The organism is Saccharopolyspora elongata, from assembly GCF_004348985.1.
Taxonomy (GTDB): Bacteria; Actinomycetota; Actinomycetes; order Mycobacteriales; family Pseudonocardiaceae; genus Saccharopolyspora; species Saccharopolyspora elongata.
The window spans coordinates 15352-29608 of the sequence record NZ_SMKW01000099.1 but is presented as its reverse complement, the minus strand read 5'-3'; the positions used below and the strand labels follow the sequence as shown (position 1 = coordinate 29608).

At 67.1% G+C, this 14257-nt stretch carries 8 protein-coding genes, 1 rRNA gene and 1 riboswitch; of the genes, 4 read left to right on the top strand and 5 right to left on the bottom strand.

The features are described from left to right. Positions 1 to 9 precede the first annotated feature (9 nt). Positions 10 to 126 (top strand): 5S ribosomal RNA (gene rrf, locus E1288_RS40890). A 125-nt stretch (positions 127 to 251) separates the two neighbouring features. Continuing rightward, complete coding sequence (gene ilvD, locus E1288_RS40885) at positions 252 to 1952, top strand: dihydroxy-acid dehydratase (RefSeq protein WP_132494041.1); 1701 nt, start codon at positions 252 to 254, stop codon at positions 1950 to 1952. Here ilvD and E1288_RS40880 read toward each other — a convergent pair whose 3' ends face one another. The 3 genes from E1288_RS40880 to E1288_RS40870 all read right to left on the bottom strand — a co-directional run bounded on the left by E1288_RS40880 (position 1953) and on the right by E1288_RS40870 (position 6013). Then, positions 1953 to 2204 (bottom strand): zinc-ribbon domain-containing protein, encoded by a 252-nt coding sequence (locus E1288_RS40880; protein WP_132494040.1) that lies wholly within the window; start codon positions 2202 to 2204, stop codon positions 1953 to 1955. A gap of 172 nt (positions 2205 to 2376) precedes the next feature. Beyond that, on the bottom strand, positions 2377 to 3468 hold the full coding sequence (locus tag E1288_RS40875) for a ribonucleotide-diphosphate reductase subunit beta (RefSeq protein WP_268952019.1): 1092 nt from the start codon (positions 3466 to 3468) through the stop codon (positions 2377 to 2379). Positions 3469 to 3598: 130 nt separating this feature from the next. After that, positions 3599 to 6013 (bottom strand): ribonucleoside-diphosphate reductase subunit alpha, encoded by a 2415-nt coding sequence (locus E1288_RS40870; RefSeq protein ID WP_235884154.1) that lies wholly within the window; start codon positions 6011 to 6013, stop codon positions 3599 to 3601. 110 nt (positions 6014 to 6123) lie between these two features. Next, positions 6124 to 6337: riboswitch (cobalamin riboswitch) on the bottom strand. Positions 6338 to 6454: 117 nt separating this feature from the next. Here E1288_RS40870 and E1288_RS40865 point away from each other — a divergent pair. Continuing rightward, a complete protein-coding gene (locus tag E1288_RS40865; protein WP_235884153.1) occupies positions 6455 to 8824 on the top strand; it encodes a glycoside hydrolase family 3 protein in 2370 nt (789 codons plus the stop codon). 30 nt (positions 8825 to 8854) lie between these two features. On the opposite strand, the gene E1288_RS40860 is transcribed toward E1288_RS40865, so the two are convergent. After that, the gene (locus E1288_RS40860; RefSeq protein ID WP_132494038.1) at positions 8855 to 9796 is read right to left on the bottom strand and encodes an ABC transporter substrate-binding protein; all 942 of its coding nucleotides are present in this window, start codon (positions 9794 to 9796) and stop codon (positions 8855 to 8857) included. A gap of 136 nt (positions 9797 to 9932) precedes the next feature. Between E1288_RS40860 and E1288_RS40855 the strand changes: the two genes are divergently transcribed. Then, a complete protein-coding gene (locus tag E1288_RS40855; RefSeq protein ID WP_132494037.1) occupies positions 9933 to 10580 on the top strand; it encodes an alpha-ketoglutarate-dependent dioxygenase AlkB family protein in 648 nt (215 codons plus the stop codon). A 519-nt stretch (positions 10581 to 11099) separates the two neighbouring features. On the opposite strand, the gene E1288_RS40850 is transcribed toward E1288_RS40855, so the two are convergent. Further along, entirely contained in the window at positions 11100 to 13985 is a 2886-nt protein-coding gene (locus E1288_RS40850; protein ID WP_132494036.1) for an AfsR/SARP family transcriptional regulator, read from the bottom strand. Positions 13986 to 14257 lie beyond the last annotated feature (272 nt).

Genomic DNA, 14257 nt, shown 5'->3' with positions numbered 1-14257 from the left:
TTTGGGGTTGTCGGTGGCGATGGCGGGGAGGGTCCGCCCGGTCCCATTCCGAACCCGGTAGCTAAGCTCCCCAGCGCTGATGGTACTGCACTCGATAGGGTGTGGGAGAGTAAGACACCGCCGACACTTTTTTGAGAAGGGTCCCTTCTCTTCCGGTAGAACGGAAGAGAAGGGACCCTTTCTCCATTTCCGGCCCCGACACGTCGTCCTGTGGCGGGCGGTTCGGCTGTGATGCGGACTACAGTCGAGGCGTGGACCATGCCAAGCTCACGAGCGACCAGCGCACGCTGAAGCCTCGCAGCAGCGAGGTCACCGAAGGAATGGAGCGGGCCGCGGCGCGCGGGATGTTGCGCGCCATCGGCATGCAGGACGCCGACTTCGCCAAGCCCCAGATCGGGGTGGCGTCCTCCTGGAACGAGATCACCCCGTGCAACCTCTCGCTGCAGCGCCTGGCGCAGGCGTCGAAGGAAGGCGTGCACGAGGCCGGCGGGTACCCGATGGAGTTCGGCACTATCTCGGTCTCCGACGGCATCTCGATGGGGCACGTCGGCATGCACTACTCCCTGGTGTCCCGGGAGATCATCGCGGACTCCGTCGAGACCGTGATGGAGGCCGAACGGCTGGACGGTTCCGTGCTGCTCGCGGGCTGCGACAAGAGCCTGCCGGGCATGCTGATGGCGGCAGCGAGGCTGGACCTGGCGTCGGTGTTCGTCTACGCCGGCTCGATCCTGCCGGGCCGCGTCGACGACCGCGAGGTCACCATCATCGACGCATTCGAGGCGGTGGGGGCGTGCGCGCGCGGTCTCATCACGCGCGCCGAGGTGGATCGCATCGAGCGCGCCATCTGCCCGGGCGAAGGTGCCTGCGGGGGGATGTACACCGCGAACACCATGGCCTGCGCGGCCGAGGCCCTCGGCATGTCGGTGCCCGGGTCGGCCAGCCCGCCGTCGGTGGATCGGCGCCGTGACGCGGGTGCTCGCGAAGCCGGTCGGCTGGCGGTCGGCATGCTGGCCCGGCAGCTGACCGCACGGCAGATCCTCACGAAGGAGGCGTTCGAGAACGCGATCGCCGTGACGATGGCCTTCGGCGGATCGACCAATGCCGTGCTGCACCTGCTCGCGATCGCCCGGGAGGCCGAGGTCGACCTGCGGCTGGACGACTTCAACCGGATCGGCGACCGCGTGCCGCACCTGGCCGACGTCAAGCCGTTCGGCCGGTACGTGATGCCCGCGGTGGACCGGATCGGCGGCGTGCCGGTGATGATGAAGGCCCTGCTCGATGCCGGGCTGCTGCACGGCGAGTGCATGACGGTGACCGGCCGCACCGTTGCGGAGAACCTCGCCGAGCTCGACCCGCCGGGCCTCGACGGCGAGGTGCTGCACGGGCTTTCGAACCCGATCCACCCCACCGGCGGGCTCACCATCCTGCGCGGATCGCTCGCGCCGGACGGCGCGGTGGTCAAGAGCGCGGGCTTCGACTCGGCGAGCTTCGAGGGCACGGCGCGCGTCTTCGACGGCGAGCAGGGGGCGATGGATGCCGTGGAGGACGGCACGCTGAAGCCCGGGGACGTGGTCATCATCCGCTACGAGGGGCCGCGCGGCGGGCCGGGAATGCGGGAGATGCTCGCCGTGACCGGTGCGATCAAGGGCGCCGGGCTCGGCAAGGACGTGCTGCTGGTGACGGACGGCCGGTTCTCCGGCGGCACCACGGGGTTGTGCATCGGGCACGTGGCGCCGGAGGCGACCGACGGCGGACCGATCGCGCTGGTGCAGGACGGCGATCCGATCCACCTCGACCTCGCCAACCGGACCCTGGACCTGCTCGTCGGCGACGAAGAACTCCTGCGCCGTCGGGAGAACTGGTCACCGCCGGCACCGCGGTTCCGCAAGGGAGTGCTCGGCAAGTACGCGAAGCTGGTCGGCTCCGCGGCCGAAGGAGCGGTCTGCGAGTGATCAGGATTGCAGGCCCTGCTGCGGCCGGGCCTGGAGCTGTTCCGCCTTTTCCTTGGTGATCGGAGAAGTCGTGCCGCACCAGGTGCAGGTCAGCGCGTACCGGGTCCTGGTCGGGAACAGCGGGATGAAGAACAGCGTGAACTTGGTGACGCCCTTGTTGAGGGTCGTCGCACACGTGACGCGGCAGCCTGGGCAGACGAGTTGCAGGCTGGCCAGCCGCTGGACGCTGCTCCGGAATCCCCAGATGATCACGTCTTCCTCCCTGGTGTGGTGTGCGAACGCCGATCGACGTTAGGGCAGGCGCGGGTTCCAACGGCGCGGGTTTGCCCGATTGTCGGCGGGTGGGCGGGATCACATGGAAAGCGAACGGCCTGTTCACCCCGCCTAGCGGCGTGAACAGGCCGTTCGCTTCAACCCGCCGGCGTCAGTCCCACTGGAGGGAGCCGCCGGACTGGTACTCGATCACCCGGGTTTCGAAGAAGTTCTTCTCCTTCTTCAGGTCCATGGCCTCCGACATCCAGGGGAAGGGGTTGTCGGTCTCCGGGAACACCGGCTCCAGGCCCAGCTGGGCGCAGCGCCGGTTGGTGATGAAGTGCATGTACTGGGCGCTGAGCTCGGCGTTGATGCCGAGCAGGCCGCGCGGCATCGTGTCGCGCCCGTAGGCGATCTCCAGCTCGCAGGCCTCCGCCAGCATCCGCCGGACCTCGGCCTGGAACTCCTCGGTCCACAGGTGCGGGTTCTCCAGCTTGATCTGGTTGATGCAGTCGATGCCGAAATTCAGGTGGATCGACTCGTCGCGCAGGATGTACTGGTACTGCTCGGCGATGCCGACCATCTTGTTCCGCCGGCCCAGCGCGAGGATCTGCGCGAACCCGGTGTAGAACCACATGCCCTCGAAGATCACGTAGAACGCCACGAGGTCGCGCAGGAACGCCTGGTCGGCCTCGGTGCTGCCGGTGGCGAAGTCAGGGTCCTCCAGGCTGCGGGTGTACTGCAGCGCCCAGGCGTCCTTGTCGGCGATCGACGGGATCTCGCGGTACATGTTGAACAGCTCGCCCTCGTCGAGGCCGAGGCTTTCGCAGATGTACTGGAAGGTGTGGGTGTGCACGGCCTCTTCGAAGGCCTGCCGCAGCAGGTACTGGCGACACTCGGGGTTGGTGATGTGCCGGTAGACGGCGAGCACGATGTTGTTGGCCACCAGGGATTCCGCGGTGGCGAAGAACCCGAGGTTGCGCTTGAGCAGCAGGCGCTCGTCGGCGCTGAGGCCGTCGGCGGACTTCCACAGCGCGATGTCGGCCTGCATCGAGATCTCGGTGGGCATCCAGTGGTTGTTGCAGCCCGCGAGGTACTTCTCCCACGCCCAGCCGTACTTGAGCGGGAGCAGCTGGTTGACGTCGGCGCGAGCGTTGATCATCGCCTTGTCGCCGACAGCGACGCGCCCGCCGGAGCGGTCGATCTCGCCGAGCCCGGCGGCCGAGGAGGGGGTTTGCAAGGAGGTCATGCTGTGTTGCTCCAAGGAAATCGCGCGGCTCGAGTCCGCGCGTCGAACAGGACTTGACCTGGACTCCGGCCCTCGGGTCCCGCAATTCCAATGGAAATCAGACCGTTGATCTCCATTGAAATCGCGGCGGGATGCCAGGGCGGGGTTACTGGCAGGCTTCGCAGTCGGGGTCTTCGACCGAGCAGGCCGCGCCGGCCGCCGAGATCGGGATCTCCGAAACGGGGACCGCCGTCGGGACCGCGTTGAGCTTGCCGTCGGTGCCGCGCAGGGTGCTCTTCTCCACGTGGGTCGCGCTGGTGGAGCGCAGGTAGTACGTGGTCTTCAGGCCCTTGTGCCAGGCGAGCCGGTAGAGCTCGTCGAGGGTGCGGCCGCTGGGCCGGCTGACGTAGAGGTTCAGCGACTGCGCCTGGTCGATCCACTTCTGCCGCCGTGCCGCAGCCTCGACCAGCCAGCGCGGCTCGATCTCGAACGCGGTGGCGTAGAGCTCCTTGAGCTCCTGCGGGATCCGCTCGATCGGCAGCAGGCTGCCGTCGTGGAACTTCAGGTCCGCGACCATCGCGTCGTCCCACAGCCCCACGCGCTTCAGGTCGGCCACCAGTTGCGGGTTGACCACGGTGAAGTCGCCGGACATGTTCGCCTTGACGTACAGGTTGCGGTAGACCGGCTCGATGGACTGGTTGACGCCGCAGATGTTGGAGATCGTGGCGGTCGGCGCGATGGCCATCACGTTGGAGTTGCGCATGCCATCGCGCACCACCCGCGCCCGCAGCGACTCCCAGTCCAGCGTGGACGACCGGTCCAGGTCGACGTCGCCGTCGCGGGCCTCGGCGAGCAGTTCGAGCGAGTCGATCGGCAGGATGCCGCGGCTCCACAGCGAACCGTCGAAGGACTCGTAGCGGCCCCGCTCGGCCGCCAGCGCGCTCGACGCGGCGATGGCGTGGTAGCTGATCTGCTCCATGCTGCGGTCGGCGAACTCCACCGCCGCATCCGACGACACCGGGATGCGCTGCACGAACAGCGCGTCCGCAAAGCCCATCAGCCCCAGCCCGACCGGCCGGTGCCGCAGGTTGGACCGGCGCGCCTCGGGGATCGTGTAGAAGTTGATGTCGATGACGTTGTCCAGCATCCGCACGGCGGTGCGGGTGGTGCGCTCCAGCTTCTCGGCGTCGATGCCGTCGGCCGTGACGTGCCGGGCCAGGTTGATCGACCCGAGGTTGCACACCGCCACCTCGTCGGTGCTGGTGTTCAGGGTGATCTCGGTGCACAGGTTCGAGGAGTGCACGACGCCGTTGTGCTGCTGCGGCGAGCGCAGGTTGCACGGGTCCTTGAAGGTGATCCACGGGTGGCCGGTCTCGAAGAGCATGGTCAGCATCCGCCGCCACAGCTCCACCGCGCGGACCCGCTTGAACACCTTGATCTCGCCGCGGTCGGCGGCCTGCTCGTAGGCGCGGTAGCGCTCGGCGAACGCCTTGCCGTAGAGGTCGTGCAGGTCAGAGGTCTCGTCCGGGGAGAACAGCGTCCACTGCTCGTCGGCTTCGACGCGGCGCAGGAACTCGTCCGGCACCCAGTTTGCGGTGTTCATGTCGTGGGTGCGGCGGCGGTCGTCGCCGGTGTTCTTGCGCAGGTCGAGGAACTCCTCGACGTCGATGTGCCAGGTCTCCAGGTACGCGCACACCGCGCCCTTGCGCTTGCCGCCCTGGTTGACCGCCACCGCGGTGTCGTTGGCGATCTTCAGGAACGGCACCACGCCCTGCGACTTCCCGTTGGTGCCGTTGATGTGGGCGCCGATGCCGCGCACCGGCGTCCAGTCGTTGCCCAGCCCGCCGGCGTACTTCGACAGCAGCGCGTTGTTGCTGATCGAGTGGAAGATGCCGGACAGGTCGTCGTCCACAGTGGTCAGGAAGCAGGACGACAGCTGCGGTCGGGTGGTGCCGGCGTTGAACAGCGTCGGCGTCGAGCACATGAAGTCGAACGACGACAGCAGGTGGTAGAACTCGATGGCCCGCGCCTCGCGGTCGTCCTCGCGCAGCGCGAGACCCATCGCGACCCGCATGAAGAACGCCTGCGGCAGCTCGAACCGGGTGCCGTCGTGGTGCAGGAAGTACCGGTCGTAGAGGGTCTGCAGCCCGAGGAAGCCGAAGGTCAGGTCGCGTTCCGCCACCAGCGCGCCGCCCAGCCGCGCCAGGTCGAAGGTGCCCAGCTCCGGGTCCAGCATCTCCAGCTCGATGCCGCGCCGCACGTAGTCGGCGAAGTACTCCGGGTAGCGAGCGCACATCTCCTCCTGGTCGGCCTCCTGCGGCTCGCCCAGGTAGCTCAGCGCCTCGCGGCGCATCCGGTCCAGCAGCAGCCGGGCGGTGACCTGCGAGTAGTTCGGTTCGGTCTCGATCAGCGTGCGCGCCGCCATGACCTGGGCCAGCGAGAGCTCGTCGTCGCTGATGCCGGTGTAGCCGGTGCGCCGCACCTCGTCGAGCACGGCTTCGGCGGACACGCCGGACAGCCCGGCGCAGGCTTGGTGGACCACAGTGGACACGCGGGTCCAGTCGTTGAGTGTCGCCGTCACGGGCTCTCTCCCTCGCGAGCTCGGCGGACCACGACGGCGTGCGAGGAGACCCGCGGCGGTAGCCGCTGGTCGTCCGCGCAGACCCGCCCTCGAGGTCCCGGACAGCACGCTTCGCGCGTGCACCGGTGGCAGGTCTTCGGACTCACGGGCGGCCTAGTGGTCGTGGCTTCCCAGGCTGTTCGCCCAGTGCTCTACCCGCTGCCGTTCGGCAGCCGGGTCACGACTTTCGTTCCCGTTCACCGCTGCGGGGCAGTCCCGGATTCGCACCGGGTTCCCTCTTGCCTCACCGGACGCCTCCGGTGAACCACCAGCGATCGACACACTACATGTTGGGTTCGGGGGCGGCGTGCATGGGCAGATAACGGCGTGGCGCGGTACCGGTCGACAGTCCGGGCGCGGTGGCCGAGACTGGGCGGCCGGGGGCTGGCGAAAGGGGACCCGGTGGACGAGGCGAAGCTTCGGTCGTTGCTCTCGGAGCTGACCGTGGCGGACAAGGCGCGGCTGCTGACCGGAGCCGATTTCTGGACCCTGCACCCGATGCCCCAGATCGGGCTGCGGTCGTTGGTGCTCTCCGACGGCCCGAACGGGGTGCGCGGCACGACTTGGGACGAGCGCGATACCTCGCTGCTGTTCCCGGTGGCGTCCGCGCTGGCGGCGACGTGGGACCGGGCGGCGGCGCGGACCGCGGGGGAGATGTTCGGCGACGAGGCGCGCCGCCGTGGCGTGCACGTGGTGCTGGCGCCGACCGTCAACGTGCACCGAAGTCCTTTCGGCGGAAGGCATTTCGAGAACTTCTCGGAGGACCCGCTGCTGATCGGCGAGATCGGCGCCGAGGTGGTGGCGGGCATCCAGTCGCGCGGGGTGGCCGCGACGCCGAAGCACTTCGTGGCCAACGACAGCGAAACCGAGCGGCTCAGCTACGACGCGATCGTCGACGAGCGGACGCTGCGCGGCCTCTACCTCAAGCCGTTCGAGCGGATCATCGCGAAGGCTTCGCCATGGGTGCTGATGGCCGCCTACAACTCGGTGAACGGCAGCACGATGACCGAGAATTCCGCGCTGGTCAACGACATCCTCAAGGGCGAGTGGGCGTGGGACGGCGTGCTCGTGTCGGACTGGTTCGCCACCCGATCGCTCCAGGCGGCGGCGTTCGGCGGCCTCGACCTGGCGATGCCCGGACCGAAAAGCCCTTGGAGCGGCGGGAAACTCGCGAAGGCCGTGGAGAAGGGCGAAGTTCCGGAGTCGGTGCTCGACGACAAGGTCCTGCGCGTCCTGCGGCTGGCCGGCCGCGTCGGCGCGTTCGAGGACTCCGAGCCCGGCGGTGGCGGCCCGTCGGAGGAGGGCCGGCCGGTCATCCGGCGACTCGCGGCGCAGGGATTCGTGTTGCTGCGCAACGAGGTCGTGTCCGATGCGCCGCTGCTGCCGATCGACCCGAAGGTCGCCAAGGTCGCGGTGATCGGCGAGAACGCCACCATCCCGGCGGTGCAGGGCGGCGGCTCCTCGCACGTCAGCCCGCCGCACGTGGTGACGCCGCTGGACGGGCTGCGGGCGGCGCTGCCGGACGCGGATGTGGTGTACCAGCGCGGTGTCCGGCATCGGCGGCTGCTGGACGTGATCCCGGGAGCGGAGGTCACCGACCCGGAGGGCGAGGGTAGCGGCCTGCGCGTCGACTACCTCGGTGCCGACGGCGAGGTGCTCGAAAGCGAATTGCGCGGCACCGAGCGGCTGCTGTGGCTCGGCGGGCTGCCTGCCGGGACGAAGTCGTTGCGGGTGCGCGGGAATCTCCGGCTCGACGTCGGCGAGCACGTGTTCGGGGTGAACGGCACCGGCGGCTTCCGCGTCGAACTCGCGGGGCGGGAGGTGCTGGCCGCGGACGTGGTGCGCGCGGACGGGATCGACGATCCGATGGGCGACATGCTGGAGCCGCCCGAGCAGCGGTTCAACGTGGTGCTCGTGGAATCGGACCTGGACGAGGCCGGCCGGGCCGGGCTGACCGTGGAGTTCACCCCGCAGAGCCTCGATGCGCTGGTGGCGGTCGGAATCGGGCACCGCGCACGGGAATGGGACGACGCCAGCGAACTCGCGGCGGCCCTCGCGGTCGCCAGGGACGCCGATGTCGCGGTGGTCGTGGTCGGCACCAACGACGAGGTCGAGACGGAGGGCCGCGACCGCGACTCGCTGGACCTGCCCGGCGTGCAGAACGAGCTCATCCGCAAGGTCGTGGCGGCGAATCCGAACACCGTCGTGGTGGTCAACGCCGGCTCGCCCGTGCTCATGCCGTGGGCCGCCGACGTGCCCGCGGTGCTGTGGACCTGGTTCGGCAGCCAGGAGTACGGGGATGCGCTGGCCGATGTGCTGCTGGGCGAGGCGGAGCCCGGCGGCCGGCTGCCGACGACGTTCCCCGCTGAGCTCGCCGACGTCCCGGTCCCGCTGCCCGGCGTGCAGCCGGTGGATGGCGAGCTGCACTACACCGAGGGAACCGTGGTCGGCTACCGCGCGTACGAAGAACGGGCCGTGACACCGGCGTTCCACTTCGGACACGGGCTCGGGTACACGACCTGGGAGTACCTGGAGGCCGTCGCCGAAGGCGAGGGCGTGCGGGTCAAACTGCGCAACACCGGCGACCGAGCGGGACGCGAGGTGGTGCAGGTGTACGCCGCGGAGCCGCTGCGGCTGGCGGGATTCGCCGTCGCCGAGGCCGAGGCGGGAGCCGAGGTGTCGTTGGTGGTGGACGTCGAGCCCGGGGCGGGCGAGCTGCGCGTCGGGCGCAGCGCCGGCGATCTGCGGATCAGCGCAGCGAAGAGCCCGTGAGTCCAGCCGACCCACGGGCTCTTCTCCGGGTCACTGCTGGGCGAAGGCCTTCTGCAGGTCGTCCAGGACCAGGTTGGCGGCGATCGGGCCGAGGCCGAGGTACCAGGTGTCGTCCTGGACCTCGATGGCCTTGCCGTTCTTCACGGCGTTGAGGGTCGTCCACTGCACCGAGTCGACGACGCCGGTCATCTGCTGCTTGGCGCTTTCGCCGTAGGCGGCGTAGAACAGCTGGTCGCCGTCTGCCTGGGAGATCTGCTCGCGGCTGATCTTGGTGTGGGTCTGCTCGATCTGCTGGTTGTCGGGGCGGCCGAAGCCCGCGTCGGCCAGGATCGAGCCGATGAAGGAGCCCTTGCCGTACAGGCGGATGTCGCCGGGGATGAACCGCAGCATGCTGACCTTGCGGGCGGCCGGGTCGCCGACCTGCTTGCCGATGTCGGCGGCGCGCTGCTGGTAGGCGTCGAGGATCCGCTGCGCCTCGTCCTTCTTACCCAGCGCCTCGGCGTCGAGCAGGAAGTTCTGCTTCCAGGTCTTGCCGACGGTCTCGGCGAACACGGTCGGCGCGATCCTGCTCAGCGCCTCGTAGTTCTGGTCGTCGCGGACCTTGCTGGACAGGATCAGGTCCGGCTGGAGCGCGGTGATCTTCTCCAGGTTGGGCGAGCCGATGGTGCCGACGATCTCGATGTCACCGGCCTTCTCGGCGAGGTACGGCTGCAGCGTCTTGTTGGCGTCCGGCAGCACGGTTCCGATCGGCTTGATCCCCAGCGCCAGCACCGCGTCGAGTTCCCCGGTGTCCAGCACGACCACCCGCTGCGGGGTGCCGGTGATCTTGGTCTGGCCCTTGGCGTGAGTGACGATCCGCTCGGTGCCTTGGGGCGCGGGGGACTGCTCGGGGGTCGACGTGCCGCACGCCGCGGCGGTGCCGAGCGCGAGCACGGCGGTGATGACCGCGAGCAGTCGACGAGGACGGAACATGGTGCTCCCTGCCTGTCCGGTTGGCTCCAAAAGTTTGGCAAGCCTAACCTGAACGGAGTAACGAAACCAGTCTTGAGAGCGTTCTCACGCGGAGATCGCCGAGCTGCGATGATCTTGGCGTGGTAGAGGGGCGGATGTGGAGTCGTTGATCCCGCGCGAGCGGGCCGAGATCGCCCCGGGGGCGGTGCACGTGCCCGACTGGCTGGACGTCGAGCGGCAGCGCGAACTGGTCGTCGCGTGCCGGGAATGGGCGCGGTCGCCGGCGGGCCTGCGATCGGCGCGGCTGCCCAGCGGCGGCGTGATGTCGGTGCGGACCGTTTGTCTCGGCTGGCACTGGTATCCCTACCGCTACTCGCGAACGGTCGACGACGGCGACGGTTCCCCGGTCACGCCGTTCCCGGACTGGCTCGGCGACCTGGGGCGCAGAGCGCTGGCCGACGCCTACGGCCGCGCAGCGGAGGACTACCGGCCGGACGTGGCGCTGGTCAACTTCTACGACGCCGACGCGCGGATGGGCATGCACCAGGATCGCGACGAGCGGAGCCGGGAACCGGTGGTGTCGCTGAGCCTCGGCGACAGTTGCGTCTTCCGCTTCGGGAACGCGGAGAACCGCAACAAGCCGTGGACGGACGTGGAGCTGTGCTCGGGCGACCTGTTCGTCTTCGGCGGCCCGTCCCGCCTGGCCTACCACGGGGTGCCGAAGACGTTCCCGGGCACGGGCCCGGAGATCGGCATGGCGGCGGGCCGCCTGAACATCACCCTCCGAGTGTCCGGAATGGACTGAAGGACCAGCTGTCGGGCGACTTTCCGCGTTGCGCAAACGGCGCCTCTGCGGGCGAAGGCGAGTGGCTCTTCGCTCATCGCTCCCTGAGTGTGCCTGATGACGTCTCTCGCGAAATCGTCATCAGGCGCATCTCCATATTTAGATGGCGTTAGTCGATGGCGTCGTCGTGCTCTGGTGCTGTGCACTGGCCGATCCAGGAATTGCTCACGTCAGAGTTCGCCGCCTCCGCTGAGGCGCTCAGGGGAGAGATGTGCAGCATGGCCGCCATAGCTAGACCGATCAAGATTTGGCAGGTACGACGAGTCCTACGTGTCATTAGCAGGAAATCTCCATGACGCTATGCGCTTTGCGCGCACCGGATCGGGTGATCGTGAACTTACTAAGCCACTCGATCGATTGATGATGATCGCTATGTGGTGATCATCATCATGTCAGACGGTGATCGCCATGCCTGATGGGGGGTACTGCTATCGGTGCATCTAGCGGCGTCGGTGTGCGATCGCGCCGGATTTTGCTCGGTCACGTTGGAGAGCTGGTTTCGTTGCCGGTGTCTCGGCGAAGCTCGGCCGCGCGGGCTCGCCCTTCGCTGGCTGCTTCGGACTGGCCCGATGCCTCCAGTTCCCTTGAGAGGAGTTCCAGGGCGCGTGCCTCGGTGTCGGCGTCACCGGTGCGCCAGCAAATTCGGATGGATTCGCGCGCGCACTCCACTGCGGCTCGTTGATGTCCCTGCCGGCTGTACGCCGTGGTCAGGGCCAGGCACGTCTCACCGAACGATGCGAGGTCGTGGCTTCGGCTGTGCAGGGCGAGTGCGCGCTCGCCGTAGTCGATCGCGGCTCGGGTGTCCCCGCGATCCAAATACAGCTGGCTGATGTCGCTGAGCACGCGGCCCGACTGCGGAGCTCCGGCCTGTTCCAGGCTCTCGAACAGCTCCAGCGCCCGGTGCAGTGTTACGTTCGCTCGAACGAGGTCACCGCGGGCCTTCCAGAGCAGTCCGAGGTGGCGGAGAGTGCCGGCTCTAGCTTGGTCGAGGCCATGTTCGTGCTCGAAGTTCAGTGCTTCGTTGAAGAGTTGCCAAGCTGCATCGAGGTCGTTGGTCCGAAAACGCTGGTATGCGAGGTTGTGCAGTGCGATCGCCGTGCCCTCGGCGTGTTCGATTTCGCGGAACAGTTCGTAGGCCGAAGTGAAGTAGGCGTGCGCGTCCTTGAATTTGTTCATCGACATGCATATATAGCCGAGATTGTTTAAGGTGCCGGAAATTCCCTGCCTATCTTCGGTGGCTTCGGCGGACGACAGGCCGAGCTTGAGACAGTCCAGTGCGGAATGGTAAGCCCCCATCCTTTTCAAGGGCTCTTTGAGGTGGTTGGCTAATCTCCATGAATGGGCGTGTTGGCCCCGGCGGTATGCGAGGTGAACGGCGGCGATCATGGCGGCCTGCTCTTCGACGTACCAGTTGAACGCGGCCTGGTCGTCGACGAATTCCTCAGCCTGGATCTGGCACTCGTGTTCGAGGTCGGGGACGCCCGGTGAGTATGGAAACATTGCTTTCTCGGCGTTTTTGGCCGTGTATAGGTACCAGTCCAATATCCTGACCAATGCGGCATCCTGCGTAATGGTCGACTCGTCTGTTTGCGCTTGTTCTGCGGCGAACTCGTGAAGCAGGTCGTGGAGCGCGAAGTGCCCCGTGGTCTGTTCGACGAGATTGGCGTGTACCAGGGTATCGAGGTCTTTTCTTGCGGCATCTAGTGGGCCTCCGACCAACGCTACTGCGGCGCCCAGTGACATGATCGGGACGGGGTGCAGACCGATCAATCGGAATGCGCGCCGCGGTTCGGTCGGCAGCGCCCGGTAGGAGAGACCAAAACTGGCGCGAATAGTGCCAGCGGCCCGGTCTGCGCTTTCGCCGACGTCGAGAAGCCAGTGTTCGTCGCGCAGGATTCGTGCTATTTCTCGTAGCGAAGAGCCCGGTCGCTCCTTCGCATATTGGCTGACGAGTCGGAACACGAATGGAATCCCCGCGCACATTTCAACTAATGCGTTGACTGCCGCAGGTTCCTGATGGCAGCGCGGGCCGATCGCCGCTCGCATCCATTGACGGGTGGCGTCAGGGCTGACGGTGGGCACGTTGATTTCGGTCGCACCGTGGTGCAGCGAGAACTCGGTTAAATGATGCCGACTCGTGACCACTATCAATGAATCGGGTGAGGTGTCGAGCAACGGCGTGATCTGTTCGGCGCTCTCCACGTTATCGAAGATCAGCAGTAGCCGTCGATCGCCGATGATGTCTGCGAGGCGTTCCAACTGGGCTGTCTCCTCGGCGAGCCGGTCGGCTGAGGAGTGGAAGAGCTGGAGGAGCCGACGGACGACGTCGCCGCATTCGAGCCGCGGATAGTCGGAGAAACCCCGCAGGTCGAGGCAGATGTGGCCATCTGGGAAGTGCTTGCGAACGCTGCGGGCCCAGTGCACGGCCAGCGCGGTCTTCCCGATGCCAGCTGTTCCGGTCAGCACTACGAGTGCAGTGCGGCGGCCGTGGTCCGTGACTGAATCCAGTTCCGATAGGAGCGCCTCGCGGCCGGTCAGGTGATCGTGGCCGGTCGGAAAGCGCCGCGGCTTGACCCGGTAGTCCGGTGCCTCTTCCAGCGGACGACGAGGCGTTGGGATCGACGGGCGGTTCTGGTTGAAGTACGCGAGGAGATCGTCGGCTTCCTCGAAGAGATCACCGTCCCTGAGTCTGCGCCTGACCCGAAGGTGGTACTCGGTGGCCTCGTCGAAGCGACCAGTGGCCCAGAACGCATCGAGCCGCCGCTTCGCCAGCGTCGTGTTGAGCTCGTGCTCAGGCTGCAGGTCGTCAAGTGTTGCTAGGACGAGTTCTGGCTGCCCGATCCGCAGGCGGCTCTTCAGCAACGCGTAATGACTGGGGAGGACAATGTTCCGCTCGGTGCGTTGCCGGAATTCCGCAGCTGGACCTGTTTCCAGTTCGAGTAGTGGTGGTTCGCGCACCATAGTCAGCGCTGCCGTCAGATTTTCGCACGCCTGTTCGTACTCGCTTTTCTGGATGGCGGCGTGGGCGTCGGTGAGAAGTTGTTTTGCCCGATGAAGGTCGACCTGATCCGGTGCGGCATCCAACCGGTAGCCGGAGTTGACGTGTTCGAGGCGGGCATCGATGCCCAGGTTCTCCAATGACGTGCGAATTTTGGAGACATGGCTTTGCAGGGTGGGCTTGATCTGCTGGATCGATCCGGCGTCGGGTCCCCACAGCCATTCTCTGAGGATGCCGACCGGAAATACTGTTCGTGGGCGGGTCAGCAGAACGCCGAGCATTCCGCGAGCCTTCTTGCTGTTCAACCACTCGGCGTGCCATGCGCCGTCGGAGCGGAGCTGGACGCGCCCGCATATTTTGAAGTCCACCAGCGCCTCCCCGTCCGCTGGTCGAGGTCCCCCGTGAAATGAGTATGGCTCGCATCCCACCTGGCGGAAGCCTCCGATCGCAGTAAGTCGGTGTGAACTGCAATCGGAGTGCAAGCGTCCTGCAAGCCGTGATTCATTCCCGGCCAGCTTCGCGTGGTCTGCGCCTGGACGCCGGGTATCCACGCGTTGCCAGAACCCGGGTGCTTGATCAAATTCCGCTGGCTGACCGGCGGTTTCCGGTGGATGACCAAGTTGATCTCAGGTAAACCACC

What these genes read in the sequence shown, in the direction of transcription:
- E1288_RS40860 (WP_132494038.1), bottom strand. Translation starts at nt 9,796, where the DNA reads ATGTTCCGTCCTCGTCGACTGCTCGCGGTCATCACCGCCGTGCTCGCG.